General features: G+C 72.7%; 12 protein-coding genes and 1 pseudogene. 10 read left to right on the forward strand and 3 right to left on the reverse strand.

Annotation, left to right across the window (positions count from 1 at the left end):
- Window positions 1-21: 21 nt before the first annotated feature.
- Window positions 22-1,251, reverse strand: coding sequence for a cytochrome P450 (locus tag AB0F38_RS06065; protein ID WP_361887348.1), 1,230 nt, complete (start codon window positions 1,249-1,251; stop codon window positions 22-24).
- A 205-nt stretch (window positions 1,252-1,456) separates the two neighbouring features.
- On the opposite strand from AB0F38_RS06065, the gene AB0F38_RS06070 reads away from it, so the two are divergent.
- The 10 genes and pseudogenes from AB0F38_RS06070 to AB0F38_RS06115 all read left to right on the forward strand — a co-directional run.
- On the forward strand, window positions 1,457-2,653 hold the full coding sequence (locus AB0F38_RS06070; protein ID WP_361887350.1) for a CaiB/BaiF CoA-transferase family protein: 1,197 nt from the start codon (window positions 1,457-1,459) through the stop codon (window positions 2,651-2,653).
- Window positions 2,646-4,265, forward strand: coding sequence for a citramalate synthase (cimA, locus tag AB0F38_RS06075; protein ID WP_361887352.1), 1,620 nt, complete (start codon window positions 2,646-2,648; stop codon window positions 4,263-4,265). Before AB0F38_RS06070 ends, cimA begins: the two co-directional genes overlap by 8 nt.
- A 24-nt stretch (window positions 4,266-4,289) precedes the next feature.
- Window positions 4,290-5,324: a ketoacyl-ACP synthase III family protein gene (locus AB0F38_RS06080; RefSeq protein ID WP_361887923.1), complete on the forward strand. Its 1,035-nt coding sequence runs from the start codon at window positions 4,290-4,292 to the stop codon at window positions 5,322-5,324.
- Window positions 5,325-5,413: 89 nt separating this feature from the next.
- The gene (locus AB0F38_RS06085; protein ID WP_361887354.1) at window positions 5,414-6,400 is read left to right on the forward strand and encodes an aromatase/cyclase; all 987 of its coding nucleotides are present in this window, start codon (window positions 5,414-5,416) and stop codon (window positions 6,398-6,400) included.
- Complete coding sequence (locus tag AB0F38_RS06090) at window positions 6,387-7,016, forward strand: antibiotic biosynthesis monooxygenase (protein ID WP_361887357.1); 630 nt, start codon at window positions 6,387-6,389, stop codon at window positions 7,014-7,016. Before AB0F38_RS06085 ends, AB0F38_RS06090 begins: the two co-directional genes overlap by 14 nt.
- A gap of 115 nt (window positions 7,017-7,131) precedes the next feature.
- Complete coding sequence (locus AB0F38_RS06095; protein ID WP_056794263.1) at window positions 7,132-7,323, forward strand: acyl-CoA carboxylase subunit epsilon; 192 nt, start codon at window positions 7,132-7,134, stop codon at window positions 7,321-7,323.
- A 43-nt stretch (window positions 7,324-7,366) separates the two neighbouring features.
- A complete protein-coding gene (locus tag AB0F38_RS06100; protein WP_361887361.1) occupies window positions 7,367-9,118 on the forward strand; it encodes a fatty acyl-AMP ligase in 1,752 nt (583 codons plus the stop codon).
- Entirely contained in the window at window positions 9,115-10,839 is a 1,725-nt protein-coding gene (locus AB0F38_RS06105; protein ID WP_361887364.1) for an acyl-CoA dehydrogenase family protein, read from the forward strand. Before AB0F38_RS06100 ends, AB0F38_RS06105 begins: the two co-directional genes overlap by 4 nt.
- Window positions 10,840-10,850: 11 nt before the next feature.
- Window positions 10,851-12,131 (forward strand): acyltransferase domain-containing protein, encoded by a 1,281-nt coding sequence (locus tag AB0F38_RS06110; RefSeq protein ID WP_361887367.1) that lies wholly within the window; start codon window positions 10,851-10,853, stop codon window positions 12,129-12,131.
- A gap of 370 nt (window positions 12,132-12,501) precedes the next feature.
- A pseudogene (locus AB0F38_RS06115) lies at window positions 12,502-12,834 on the forward strand (4'-phosphopantetheinyl transferase superfamily protein); the annotation flags it as partial.
- 114 nt (window positions 12,835-12,948) lie between these two features.
- Here AB0F38_RS06115 and AB0F38_RS06120 read toward each other — a convergent pair.
- Window positions 12,949-13,563: a response regulator transcription factor gene (locus AB0F38_RS06120; protein ID WP_057573620.1), complete on the reverse strand. Its 615-nt coding sequence runs from the start codon at window positions 13,561-13,563 to the stop codon at window positions 12,949-12,951.
- Between the two features lie 41 nt (window positions 13,564-13,604).
- On the reverse strand, window positions 13,605-14,840 hold the full coding sequence (locus AB0F38_RS06125; RefSeq protein WP_361887370.1) for a histidine kinase: 1,236 nt from the start codon (window positions 14,838-14,840) through the stop codon (window positions 13,605-13,607).
- Window positions 14,841-14,964 lie beyond the last annotated feature (124 nt).

Raw genomic sequence — 14,964 nt, forward strand, 5'->3', positions numbered from 1 at the left:
ACGGGGGTCACCGGACGGGGGTCACCAGGTGACCGGCAGCTCCCACAGGCCGTAGATGACGGCACCCTCCTTGCGCGGGATCTCCAGGAACGGCTTGGCGAGCCGGAGCGTCGGGATCCGCTGGAAGAGCTTGCTCCACACGATCTCCAGTTCGAGGCGGGCCAGGTCCGCGCCGATGCAGTGGTGCACCCCGTGTCCGAACCCCAGGTGCTTGCGGCTGCCGCGCCGGATGTCGAGCTTCTCCGGCTCCGGGAAGACCTCCGGGTCACGGTTGGCCGCCAGGCCGAGGCAGAGGATGCCGTCGCCCTTGCGGATGACCTGGCCCGCCACCTCGATGTCCTCCAGCGCGACCCGCGGCACGGCGGTGTCGCCGATGGTCGCGAAGCGCACCAGCTCCTCCACGGCCGGCCTGACCAGGGAGGGGTCGTTCAGCAGGAGTTCCAGCTGGTCGGGGTTCTCCAGCAGGCAGGCCGTGCCCAGCGAGATCTGGCTGGCGGTCGTCTCGTGCCCGCCGTTCATCAGCAGCCGGACCATGTTGAACAGGTCGCGGTCGGTGTACTCCTCGCCGGAGGCCTCGTAGTCGGCCATCGCCCGGCTGAGCAGGTCCTCGCCCGGCTCCTTCTTCTTCTGCTGGATCAGCTCGCTGATGTACGCGTTCACCTCGACGATCGCGGCCTGCCGCTCCTGGGTGGAGCTGTGGCCGCCCAGCAGCGCGGTGCCGTGCTTGATGAAGAACTCGTGCTGGTCCTGCGGGATGCCCAGCAGCTCACAGATCACGGTCATCGGCACGGCCAGCGAGAAGACCCGGTGGAAGTCGGCCGGGGCCTCCGTCGCCAGCAGCTTGTCCAGGTGCTCGTCGACGATCTCCTCGATGCGCGGACGCAGCCGCTGGACCTGCCGGTGGGTGAAGGTCAGCGCGGCCTTGCGCCGGGTGCTGCTGTGCGCGGCGCCGTCGTAGCCGATGAACGAGGTCTCGGTCCGGTACTCCGGCGGTGCGACGAAGTAGAACGGGAAGTTGTCGTGCCGGCGCGACGCGCTCAGCCGGGGGTCGGTGAGCAGCGTACGAATCGTCTCGTAGCCCGTGACCGTCCAGATGCGCAGGCCGGATCCGTCGAGCGTGACCTCCGAGACATCCTTCTCGATCATGCCGGCGTACTGGGCCGGCGGGGTGAACGGGCACGTGCGCTTGTACGGAAACGTCGCCGCCTCCGCCTCGGCAGGGGCAGCTGACTCCAGATCACTGATGGTCACAGCGGATCGATCCTCTCCGGGGTACGTCGGGGCAGCGGGAGCGGCCGGGCAGCAGTACACCCAACGTGGCTGGGGCCCCGGTCGAGCGGACGCGGAGCGGCCCCGGGCCCCGGGGAGGTGTGATCCGGCCCCCCTCATGCCCGGCGCGAGCCGGGGCGCGCAGGCTGGCCGGAGCCGCCACGCAGGAGGACCTGGAGGACCAGCGATGACCACATCCCCCGCAGGACCACCGCCCGACGGGAGGACCGGGCACGGACCCGGGAGCGGACCCCTGCACGGCCTCAGGGTCCTCGAGCTCGCCGCGATCGGTCCCGCCCCGTTCGCCTGCATGATGTTCGCCGACCTGGGGGCCGACGTGCTGCGGGTGGACCGGGCCGACGGCCTGCGCTCCTTCGCCGACTGGCACCGGGAGCTGGACCGGGGCCGGAGCACGGTGGCCCTCGACCTGAAGGACCCGTCCGGCGTCGCGGAGCTCCTGCGCCTGATGGACGGCGCCGACGTACTCGTCGAGGGGTTCCGGCCCGGCGTCGCGGAGCGGCTGGGCATCGGTCCCGGGGTGTGCCTGGAGCGCAACCCCCGCCTCGTGTACGCCCGGATGACCGGCTGGGGACAGGACGGCCCGCTGGCCACCGCCCCCGGCCACGACATCAACTACCTCGCCCTGACCGGCGCGCTGTACGCGATCGGCGAGGCGGGCGGCCCCCCGGTGCCGCCCGTGAACCTGCTCGGAGACTTCGGCGGCGGAGCGATGTTCCTGGTCACCGGCGTACTCGCCGCGCTCCACGAACGCCGCTCCTCCGGCCGCGGACAGATCGTCGACGCCGCCATCGTCGACGGGGTGAACACCCTGCTGGCCATGGCCGCCGGCATGGCCGACGCCGGCCACTGGCGGCACGAGCGCGGGGCGAACCTGCTCGACGGGGGCGCCCCCTACTACACGTGCTACGTCTGCGCCGACGGCGGCCATGTCGCGGTGGGCGCCCTGGAGGAGCGGTTCTACGGCGCCCTGCTGACCGGCCTCGGTCTCGACCCCGGCCGGCTCCCCGACCGCACCGACCCCGCCAACTGGCCCGCCCTGCGCCGTGAGTTCGGCGGACGCTTCCTGCTGCACGACCGGGACACCTGGGCCCGGCTGTTCGACGGAACGGAAGCCTGCGTCACCCCCGTACTGCGCATCGACGAAGCCCCGGCGCACCCGCACCAGCGGGCCCGGGGCAGCGCGCCGGCCGCTCCCGCACCCCGCTTCAGCCGCACTCCGGCGCCGCGACGGAGGTCCACCTGGGCTCCAGCGGTCCTCCGTGCACCCGCCCGAACCTGGGGCGAACAGCCGGACCTGTCGGCCGGGGCCGTCGGAACACCCGCCGGCCGGCCGACACCAGACCAAGGGAGCGGCGATGGCTGAGCAGTTCCAGCTCTACGACACGACCCTGCGCGACGGCACCCAGCAGGAGGGCATGGTGCTGACGGTCGAGGACAAACTCGCCGTCGCCCGCCGGCTCGACGGCCTCGGGGTGGGATACATCGAGGGGGGCTGGCCCGGAGCCGTACCGAAGGACACCGAGTTCTTCCGCCGGGCCCGCACCGAACTCGACCTGAGGAACGCCGTGCTCGCCGCCTTCGGCGCCACCCGCAGGCCAGGGGTACCCGCCTCCCTGGACCCGCAGGTGCGCGCCCTGCTGGAGGCCGAGACCCCGGTGGTGACCCTGGTCGCCAAGAGCCACACCGGTCATGTGCGCAACGCCCTGCGCACCACGCTCGCCGAGAACCTCGCCATGATCAGCGGCACGGTGCGCCACCTGGTGCACGCCGGCCGGCGGGTCTTCGTCGACGCCGAGCACTACTTCGACGGCTACCAGCTCAACCGCGAGTACGCCCTGGCCGTGGTCCGTGCCGCCGCGGAGGCGGGTGCCGAGACCGTCGTCCTGTGCGACACCAACGGCGGCTCCCTGCCCGACGAGGTGCGGACCGTCGTCACCGAGACGCTCGCCCTGACCGGCGTACCGCTCGGCATCCACGCCCACAACGACAGCGGCTGCGCCGTCGCCAACACCATGGCGGCCGTCGACGCCGGAGCGGTCCAGGCCCAGGGCACCGCCCACGGCTACGGCGAACGGTGCGGCAACGCCGACCTGTTCACCGTCATCGCCAACCTGGTGCTCAAGCGCGGCCGCGAGGTGATCCCGCTGGAGAAGCTGCGGGAACTGGCCGGGACCGGCCGGGCCGTCACCGAGCTGACCCAGGTCCCCGGCAGCGCCGCCGCACCGTACATCGGCCGCTCGGCCTTCACCCACAAGGCCGGACTGCACGCCTCCGCGCTGCGGGTCGACCCCGACCTCTACCAGCACACCACCCCCGAGCTGGTCGGCAACACGATGCGCACCCTCGTCTCCGACATGGGCGGCCGCTCCTCGATCGAGCTCAAGGCACGCGAGCTGGGATACGTCGTCGAAGCGGGCTCCGACGAAGTGGCCCGCGCCGCGACCCGGGTCAAGGAGCTGGAGAGGTCCGGCTACAGCTTCGAGTCCGCCGACGCCTCCTTCGAACTGCTCCTGCGCGAGGAGCTCGACGGCGGGCCCGGGCCCCGCCCGTTCGACGTCGAGTCCTGGTCCGTCGGAGTGTCCGGGGCGGGCGACGAGGTGCGTACCGAGGCCACCGTACGGCTCACCGTCCAGGGCCGGTCCGTCACCGCGACCGGGCACGGCAACGGCCCCGTCAACGCCATGGACACGGCCCTGCACACGGCGCTGGACCCCTGCTTCCCCGCCCTGTCCCGCCTCGAACTGACCGACTACCGGGTGCGGGTGCTCAGCGGCGAGACCGGCAGCGGTGCCGCCGCCCGGGTGCTCATCTCCTACCGGGACGGGGAGCGCAGCTGGGGCACCGTCGGCGTGGACGGCAACACGACGGCCGCCAGCTGGCAGGCGCTCCTCGACGCCGTGCACTACGTCCTGCTCGACGGGCCGCCCGGCCGGGTCGACGAAGCCCCGCCCCTGGCCGCCGCCGTACCGGGCTGAGCCCCGACATTCCTTGGAGTGACAGTGCGTCTGGAAGACGTCTACATACGGGGGACCTCCACACGGCTTCCCGCCCGCCTCGCCGTCGCCGACGCCGTCGCCTCGGGGGCCTGCCCGCCCCGGGTGGCGGCGTCCACCGGCATGGAGTCGGTGGCGTACTCGCCCGACGAGTCAGCCGCCGAGATGGCCGCGGCCGCGGCCAGGACCGCGCTGCGGCGGGCGGACAGCCACGGCGGGGACGTCGGTCTGCTGCTGCACGCCGACACCTACCACCAGGGCCAGGACCTGTGGCCGGTCGCCTCGTACATCCAGCGCGAGGCGCTCGGCAACACCTGCCAGGCCGTGGAGATACGGCAGATGTCCAACGGCGGACTCGCCGCGCTCGACCTCGCCACCGCCTACCTCACCGCGGGACACGGCCACGGCGACGCCCTGATCACCACCGCCGACCGGTTCTGCCCCCCGGGCATCGACCGCTGGAACACCGACCCGGGCACCCCGTACGCCGACGGCGCCACCTCGCTCGTGCTCTCCAGGCGGGGCGGATTCGCCCGCCTGGTCTCGCTCGCCCTGTACGCGGACCCCGAGCTGGAGCCGCTGCACCGGGGGAACGATCCGTTCACCCCCGCCCCCTTCTCCCACCGGATGCCCGTCGACTTCGACGAGGCCAAGCGCGCTTTCGTCGGCCGCACCGGCATCTCGTACGCGATCACCCGGGCCCACAACGGCCAGCAGACGGTGATCAAGCAGGCGCTGGCCGACGCCGGGTCCGAGCTGGGCGGGGCGGACTGGGTCGTGCTGCCGCACTTCGGCCGCCGGCGTCTGCAGTCCATCTACTACAAGCCGTTCGGCATCGATCCCGACCGCACCACCTGGGACTTCAGCCGGACGGTCGGCCACCTCGGGGCCGGCGACCAGTTCGCCGGACTCGACCACCTGCTGGTCTCGGGCCGCGCCTCGCCCGGCGACCGGTGCGTCCTGGTCAGCGTCGGCGCCGGATACAGCTGGGGCTGCGCCGTCCTGGACATCCTGGAACGCCCGGACTGGGCGACCCCGTAACGGTCCACCGTTTCTCGAGTTCCGCTTGAGCACTTCATGTCAGCCTCGTGATCCGCCCTGCTGCGGACTGTCCGAAGGGAAGGTTTGCCGTGGCGCCCACCGCTACGTCCGAGACCCGAGCACTCCACGTCACGGAGCACTCCGTCACCGTGGCCGCATCACCCGCCACCGTCTACGCACTGGTGGCCGACGTCGCCGAGTGGCCGCAGGTGTTCGGCCCCACCGTGCACGTCGAGGTGCTCGAGGAGGCCCCCGAAGACGGTGGTGAGCAGCTCCTGCGTATCTGGGCGATCGCCGGCGACAAGGTCCGTACCTGGACCTCGCGCCGCGTCCTGGACCCGGCCGCCCGCACCGTCACCTTCCGCCAGGTCGTCACGGCGCCGCCCGTCGAGTCGATGGGCGGCGAGTGGCGCGTCGAGGAGCTGGAGGACGGCACCACCCGGGTCACGCTGCTGCACGACTACCGTGCCGTCGACGACGCCCCGGACGCCGAGGCGCTGATCGAGCAGGCCGTCGACCGCAACAGCCGCGCCGAGCTCCTCGCGCTGAAGAACACCGCCGAACAGGGCGAGGCCCGCGAGGAGCTCCACTTCACCTTCAGTGACTCGGAGACCGTCTTCGGCGCGGCCGGCGACGTGTTCGCCTTCCTGGACCGGGCCGACCTGTGGCCGCAGCGGCTGCCGCACGTGGCCCGGCTGGACCTCAGCGAGGACGAACAGGGCATCCAGCGGATGGACATGGACACCCGCAGCCCGGACGGCTCCACGCACAACACCACCTCGGTCCGCGTCTGCTTCGAGGACCGCAAGGTCATCGTCTACAAGCAGCTCCGGGTGCCGGTCGCGATGAGCGGCCACACCGGGCGCTGGGTCATCGAGTCGCTCGGGGACGGGACGGTCAGGGCCACCTCCTGGCACACCGTGACCCTGGACCCGGACGGTGTACGCACCGCGCTCGGCCCCGACGCCACCCTCGCCGAGGCCCGTGCCCTGGTGCGCAGGGCACTCGGCACCAACAGCTCCACCACATTGCGCCATGCCAAGAAGTTCGCGGAGGAAGTACGTGCCGAAGCGTAGTCACGACGCCCCGATCACGGTGGTCAACCGGTTCGACGTCAAGGGAGACACCGGGCGCTTCGAGCGTGAGTTCCGGGACCACTCGCAGTACCTGCGCACACGCGAGGGCTTCGACTTCCTGGTGACCATGCAGCTCGTCGAACACCCGCAGGTGTACGTGCACCTCGGGCACTGGCGGACCATGCGCGGCTTCCTCGACACCGTTCACGACGACACCTTCCAGGCCCAGGTCCGCAAGCTCGGACCCATGGTCGACACCGAGGCCGACCAGGCGGTGAGCGTGGCCCGGGCGGTCACGGAGGACGCCGAGGTCGGGGCGTCGAACGTCGTGCTGACCCGGGCGACGGTGTTCGGAGACCCGCATGTGTTCGAACGACAGTTCGCCGAGGCGAACGAGTACCTGGCGCGGCTGGGCGGATTCGGCGGGAGCGACCTGCTGCGCTCCACGCTCCGCCCCGACGTCTACACGGCCATCCAGTGGTGGCGCGACACCGACGCCTGCGAACGGGCCCTCGACGACAGCGGCCACCGCGCCGCGGCGCGGGCGATGGCACGGACCGCCGACATCTCCGTCGAGCGCACCCGGCACGTGGCGTACGAGCGCGTCCTGAGCTGACAGGCCGGGGGCCGCCGTCCGCTCCACCCGCACGGGAGCCGAGGACCACGGGTCCTCGGCTCCCGTGCGTCCCGGGCACGAGTCCGCTTCGAGCGCCGTGGGCCACGCTGGTCCCATGGCGAATCCGATGCGCATCACCGTGGTCCGCGGCCGGCCCGACGAGGCCGAGCTGGCGGCCGTCACCGCCGTCCTGCTGGCCCTCGTCCGCCGTACCGGCGAACCGGACGGCGACGTCGCAGCGGCCTACGCCGGCTGGACCGTGAAGAACGGCGGCCACCGGACCCCGGTGGCCTGGTCCGGACGATGAGCGGGCGTACACACGACGGCCGCACGCCACGCGAGGGGGAGGCATGACAGGACACCGGACGCTCACCGCACACATCCAGGCCCAGGCCGCCGAGACACCGGACCGGGAAGCGCTGATCCTCCTCGCCGAGCGGGACGGCCTGCTGCGGCCGGAGACGATCACGTACGCCGAACTCGACCGGGCCGCGCGCACCCTGGCCGGGCTGCTGCGCCGGCACGTGCGGCCGGGGGACCGGGTGCTGATCGCGCCGGGATCCCGGGCCCTGTTCGTCACCGGCTTCCTCGCCTGCCTGTACGCCGGTGCCGTCGCCGTACCCGTGGCACCGCCCGGCGGCCGCGGCCACCACGACGACCGCATCGCCGGGATCGTCAAGGACGCCGCCGCAGCGTGCCTGATCACCTCCGTCGCCGAGGCGGCCGAGGCCTCGCAGCTGCTCGCCCGCACCGGCCACGGCGACGTCGTCTGCCTGCTCGCCGACGGGCCCGCCCCGGCAGGTGCCGCACCCGAGGAGGATGCGCAGCCGTACGCGGCGGAGCCGGACGAGCCCGTGTACCTCCAGTACACCTCCGGCTCCACCCGCGACCCCCGCGGCGTCGTCGTCACCCACCGCAGCCTGCTCGCCAACCAGCGCGCCATCCGCGACGCGCTCGGCACCCGCCCCGGAATCCGGATGGGCGGCTGGCTGCCCCTCCACCACGACATGGGCCTGGCCGGCCAGCTGCTGCACGCCCTGTGGCTCGGCGGCACCGCCGTCCTGCTGTCCCCGGCCGCGTTCGTCAAACGGCCGGCGAACTGGCTGGAGACCGTCTCGCGCTACGGGCTGACCGTCAGCGGGGCACCGGACTTCGCGTACGAGCTGTGCGTGCGCCGGATCAACGACTCCCAGATCGCGGCCCTCGACCTGTCCCGCTGGGAGGTCGCCGTCAGCGGTGGCGAACCCGTGGACGCCGCCACCCTCGCGGCCTTCGCCGAGCGGTTCGCGCCCGCCGGGCTGCGCCCCGGGGCACTGGCACCCTGCTACGGCCTGGCCGAGGCGACCCTGCTCGTCTCCGGCACCCGCACGGCCCCGGCGGCCGCGTCGCGCACCGTGGACGCCGCCGCCCTGGAGGCGGGCCTGCTGGTGCCCGCACCCGCCGGTACCGGCCGGGTCCTCACCCACTGCGGCCCGCCCGCGTCGGCCGACGTGCGCATCGTGGACCCCGAGACCTGCCGGGAGCTGCCGGACGGCCGGATCGGCGAGATCTGGGTCCGCGGCGAGAGCATCGGCCCCGGCTACCGGGGCCGCCCGGCGGAGACCGCCGCGTCCTTCGGCTGCCGGATCGAGGGCGGCGGCTCCGGATATCTGCGCACCGGTGACCTGGGCGCCCTCGACGACGGCCTGCTCTACGTGACCGGCCGGATCAAGGACATGATCATCTTCGCCGGGCGCAATCTCTACCCGCAGGACCTGGAACGCACCGTCCAGCAGGTCAGCGGGCTGTTCGGTGCCGCCACCGCCTTCGCCGTGCCCGACTCCCGCGAACGCATCGTCATCGTCCAGGAGCTGCGAGCCAGGAGCCGCTACGACATCGACCTGGCCGCACTCGCCGCCGCCGTCCAGCAACGGCTCGGCCAGGAGTACGAGGTGAACGCCGGAGTGCTGCTCGTACGCCCGGGCACGGTCCGCAGGACGACCAGCGGCAAGGTGGAACGGGCGGCGATGCGCCGGCTCTTCCTGCGTGGCGAGCTCACCCCCCTGCACCAGCGACTCGATGCCGGCGTCGAGCGGCTGCTCGCGGCCGGCAGAGCACGATGACACCGGCCGAGGAGCGCATCGACGCCCTGGAGCGGGCGTTCGGCTCCTTCGACGACCCCGCCAACCCGCTCGGCGCCGAGGCCCTGCTCGCCGCCGACGCGGCCGGAGAGGTGCTGCCCGGCGCCGAGAAGGTCCTGGACGAGTACGGCCTCAACGCGGAGTTCGTCCCCGCGAGCCTCGGCGGCCGGCTGGAGAGGATGGACCTGCTCGGGCGGATCCTGCGCCCCGTCTTCCGCCGGGACGCCTCCCTCGGCTTCGGCTACGGCCTCAACTGCTTCTTCGCCGTCACCCCGGTGTGGACCGCGGGCGACACCGCCCAGCGGCGGCAGGCCGCCCGGCTGCTCCTGAACGGCCGCCGGATCGCCGTCGCCCGGCACGAGGTCGCCCACGGCAACGACTTCGTCCGCGACGAGTTCACCGCCGTCCCCGTCCCCGGCGGGCTGCTGCTCGACGGCAGCAAGTCCGTGATCGCCAACGCCTCCCGCGCCACCGGCCTGGTGGTCTTCGCCCGCACCGCGGCCGCCGCCGGCGGCCGCAGCCACACCGTGCTGCTGCTCGACCGCGACGAACTGCCCGCGGACCGCGTCGAGGACCTGGCCCGGCGCACCACCAACGGCATGCGCAGCACCGAATTCGGCGGCCTGCGGATCACCGGGTGCCACGTGCCCGACAGCGCCGTGCTCGGCACGGCCGGGGACGGCTACGAGCTGTCGCTGCGCTCCTCGCTGCTCATCCGCGGACTCATCCCGTCCATCGTGCTCGCCGGAGCCGACACCGCCCTGCGCACCGTGGCCCGGTTCGCCGGCCGCACCCGCGCCGACGGCCGCTCCTCGATGGACGTGCAGCACGTACGGGACGTGCTGACCGGCGGCTTCCTGGACCTGCTGCTCATCGACTGCCTCGCACTCGTCGCGACACGGGCGCTGCACCTGCTTCCCCGCCAGATGAGTGCCTACGCGGCGGCCGCCGCCTACCTGGCGCCCAGGCTCGTCACCGAGAGCATGGACGAGATGTCGGCGGTCCTGGGCGAGGAGACCTTCGCCCAGGACGGGGCGTACGGCATGTTCCAGAAGCAGCGGCGCGACCTGCCGGTCACCTCCCTGGGGCACGCGGGCAGCGCGGGCCGCCAGGTGAGCATTCTGCCGCAGCTTCCCTACTTCGCCCGGCACGCCTGGTTCGCCGACCCGGAGCCGCCGCCCGGACTGTTCCGGCCGCACGAGCCGCTGCCCCCGCTGGACCTGACCCTGCCCGCCCTGCTCGGCGACGGCGACCCGCTGGCCGCGACCCTCGTCGCCTGCACCGACCAGCTGGAATCGGGCGGGCCACCGGGACCGGCCGGACACGCGCTGCGCTTCCTGGCCAGGTCGCTCACCGGTGAACTCGCCGAACTCAAGAAGGAGTTCGAAGCGATACCGCAGGGTGACCGGGAGGCACTGTCGAGTCCGCGCAGCTTCTCCCTCGCGGACCGCTACACCCTGGTGCTCGCCGCGGCCGCCTGCCTCGGGGTGTGGCGCGAGCAGCAGACCGCACCCGCGGGCGCCACCGATCCGTTCCTCGCGGACCCGGCCTGGGCCACCGCGGTCCTCTACCGGCTCGCGAGACGGCTCGGCCTGCCCCTGCCCGACCGGCCGGGAGCGTGCGAGCGGCAGGTCCTGGACGAGGCCGTCGCCCGACTGCACAACCGCCGCAGCTACGACCTCTACAGTTCGCCGCTCGCCTGAGGAGCCGCATCATGCAGGAACACCCGAGCTCCGCCGAGGACGACTTCGCCGCGGCCCACCGGGAATGGCTGAGCGAACGGGTCGCCCACTACCTCGGCCGGCCGGTACCGGACACGGCACCGCTGGTCCAGGAAGGGCTCGACTCGGTGGCCGCGCTCAGCCTCTACGGGGACATGGAGGAGGAGTTCGGCACGCTCATCGAACCCGAGGACATCTGGACGTACCCCACCGTGCGCGAGCTCGCCGGCTTCCTGGCCATGCGGGACTCCCGGCGGGGCGCCGGCCGGATCCGGGCCGCCTTCGTCTTCACCGGCCAGGGCTCCCAGCACCCCGGCATGACCGCGGGCCTCTACCTGCACTCCACCGGCTACCGCACCTTCCTGGAGGAGGCCGACGCGGCGCTGCTGCCCTTCACCCGGCAGTCCGTGGCCGAGCTGATCCTCGGCGACGACCCGCGCGTCCACCGCACCGCGCTCGCCCAGCCCGCCCTGTTCGCGGTCGGGTACGCCCTGGCACGCACCCTCCAGGAGGCAGGCGTCCGGCCCGTGGCGGTGCTCGGCCACGGCATCGGGGAGTTCGCCGCCGCGACCGTCGCCGGTGCGCTCACCCTCGACGACGCCGCCGGACTGGTCTCGATGCGCGGCGCCTTCATGCAGTGCCTGCCGGCGGGCGGCGCGATGATGGCCATCTGCACCACGCCGTACGAGGCGGCCGAACTCGTCGCCGCCGAACCGGACGTGGGCATCAGCGCCATCAACGCCGCCAAGTCGATCGTGCTCTCCGGCGACCGGGCGGCGCTGGAGCGCATCGAGGCCGTACTCGCGGAACGGAACGTGCGCTGCCGGTACCTGAGCGTGGACCACGCCTTCCACTCGCCGCTGATGCGGCCCATGGTGCCCAAGTTCGAGGCGGTCCTGCGCCGGCTGCCCGGCGGGGCCGCCCGACTGCCGTTCTACTCCACCGTGTACGGCAGGCTCACCACCGAGCCGCTCTACGCCCCGTACTGGGCCGAACAGATCACCGCACCCGTCCGGTTCGCCGACGCCGCGCGCAGCATGCTGGCACAGCAGGCCCCCACCCACGTCGTCGAGATCGGACCGCGGGCCGTGCTCACCCCGTACCTGCGGCGGATGGGCGGCGGCTCGCGGGGTCCCGCCTGCCTGCCGGTCTGCCAGGGCCCGGGGAGCGACGCCGTCGATCTGGCCGGGGTGATCTCCGCGCTGGACGCGGGACCGCTGACCGCCGCCTTCCCCGGAGTGCGGGACAGCGGCGCACCCGACGGCGGAGTCTGACGTGCGGACCCGGATCGGACCGCCGCTGCGCGCCGACGGACCCGGCGGCCCCTGGGACGCCGTCCACGCGCAGCTGCTCCGCACCGGCACCGCGCTGATCCACGGCTCGATGCCCGCCTGGCTGCCGTCCGGCGGCACCGACGCCGAGCTGCGCCGCCGGCTGGGCCGGGACTGGCAGCGCTACGAGAAGCTCACCCAACCCCGGATGCGCGAACGGTTCGTGGCGTCCCGGCTGCTGCTGCGGCACACGGCGGCGGCCGTCCTGCACACGGCCCCCGACCTGGTCGACCTGGCCTACCAGCCGGGCGGCAGACCCTACGTACGTGGCTGCGACCAGATCGACGTCAGTCTCAGTCACACCGAGGAGATGATGGTCGTCGGCATCACCCGCCGGGGCCGCATCGGGGTGGACGTGGAGCGTGCCGACCGCCGGCTCGCGCACACCGGTTCGGAGATTCAGGCCTGCACCCCGTACGAGAAGGCGCTGCTGGACGCGGGCGCCGACGGCGCGCGCAACGACGCGATGGTGCGGCTGTGGACCCTCAAGGAGGCGTACAGCAAGGCGCTGGGGCAAGGACTGAGGTTCCGTTTCACCGGGTTCGGCTTCTCGACGGAGGGCGGGGTCACCCGGCTGGTCAGGCCGGACGGCTCGCCCGTGCCGGGCGGTGAGTGGCAGTTCGCGACGTTCCCGGCCGGTGACGGCTACGTCGTGAGCGTCGCGGTGTGCGACACCGGATTCGGGGAGCTGTCCGACCTGTCGGTCGCGACGACGCTGGACGCCGGGATGCTCGACACCCTGCTGGGCGCACCGACCGGGTCAGGGGAGCCAGCCCGCGTCCTCGGCGATCCGGATGGCGTCGATGCGGTTGCGCGCCCCGAGCTTGCCGACGATGGCGGTGAGGTAGTTGCGCACGGTGCCCTTCGACAGGTAGAGGCAACCGGCGATCTCGGCGGCGTCGGCGCCGCGGGCGGCGAGACGTAGTACCTCGAGCTCGCGCGGCGACAGCGGATTCTCGGGCGAGTCCCAGGCGGTCAGCGCGAGCTGGGGGTCGACGACCCGGCGCCCGGTGGCCACCGACCGTACGGCGAGGGCGAGCTGGTCCGGCGGTGAGTCCTTGAGCAGGAAGCCCGAGACGTGCGCGGACAGGGCGCGCCGCAGAGTGCCGGGACGCCCGAGGCTGGTGAGGATCAGGGTGCGGCAGCTGGGCAGCTGCTCGTGGAGTTCGGCCGCGGCGGTGAGACCGTCGATCCCGGGCAGATCGATGTCTATCACCGCCACGTCGGGTCTGGACGTCAGCGCGGTCGGCACGATCGTGTCGCCGCGGTCCACCGCGGCCACCACGTGCAGATCCGGTTCCAGTTGGAGCAGTGCCACCAGCGCGCCACGGATCATGTGGACGTCCTCGGCGAGGAGGATTCTCACGGACAGCATCGTTACCCCCGGTCAGATGATGTGGCTCTGTACGGCCGGACCTAGGCCACGGCAGTTCTCTTCGGACGCGCGGGCCCTGATACCGGTGACTCGTCGTCACTGTTCCGGGGCCGGGTCGGCGCCCAGACCTCCAGGTGGAACCTGCCGTCCCCGCCCAGCCCCGCGCTGAGCCCGCCGCCTATGGCGGCGAACCGGATGCGCAGGTTGTCCAGTCCGCTGCCGCCGCTCCGTGCGGAGAAGACGTCGGCCAGCTCGTACGGGTGATCGTTGGTCAGTCCGAGCCGGACCGTCTCCCCGTCCGTCTCGGCCTTGATGGAGCACACCCGTACACCGCTGTGGCGGAGAATGTTGGTGACTCCCTCCCGGAGCGCGGTGGCGAGGACGGTGTCGACGACCGGGTGAAGCCGTCCACACGCCACGTCCACATCGGCACGGACGTCGGCGGCCGCGAGCACGGTTCCCGCCGACTCCGCCTCCTCGGACAGTGACATGTCGCGGTATCCGCTGGAGACCAGGCGCACATCGGTCAGCGCCTGGCGCGCCACCTGGAGCAGCGAGGCCGTCTCCTCACGGGCCTTGTCCGGGCGGACGCTGATGAGCCGTTGGATCAGCTCACCCTTGAGCGCGATCGCGGAGAGGCTGTATCCGAGCAGGTCGTGAAGATCGCGGGCGAAGCGCAGCCGTTCCTGCGTCACGGCCATCCTCGCCAGTTCCTCCCGGGTCGCGTGCACCTCGTGCACCAGGTCCGTCAGGCGGGTCAGCCCGTAGATCACCAGACCGGTCAGGGTGCCCGCGATGGTGAAGTACAGGACCAGGTCGACCGACGCCCCGGCGAGCACGTTGTAGACCGGGATGAACGCGATGAGCAGCCCGTAGGCCGGCCACGCGTACCGCGCCGGCAGCGTGAGCAGCAGCGTCGCGGCCAACGGGCCCTCCATGCTCCCCCAGTTGGTGCCGAACCACACGAGCGGTGCGAAGGTGAGCACCGCCTGGACGCCCAGTGCCCCGGCCTTCCAGCGGGTCGGCCAGCGGCGGGCACCGCCCGAGGACACCGCCACCTGGACGCCGAACAGCGCGACCACCAGAGCGACGCACACGACGAGCTGGCCGGTTTCGGGCCGGGTCCTGACGACGTTCAGGACGGTCATGGTGCCGTAGCAGGCGAGGGCGACGAGGATCACCGCCCGGGCGAGCAGCGGTGCGGGCGGTTGTGAACGTGGCGAGAACGAGACGCCGGAGGACGGCGCGTCCGGCGTTCCGTTGTGCGCGGACGGCATTACCGTGACGGACCCCCCGGTCGTCGACCCTTGATCCAAGGGTGCTTTCACGCCATCACGACTCGTCGGCACTGCCGCCTCCTTGCCAGGACCAGTAGTGGCGGACCGCATGCTATGCCGTTCG

The sequence above is a fragment of the Streptomyces sp. NPDC025273 genome (assembly GCF_040638585.1).
Classification (GTDB): Bacteria; Actinomycetota; Actinomycetes; order Streptomycetales; family Streptomycetaceae; genus Streptomyces; species Streptomyces cinereorectus.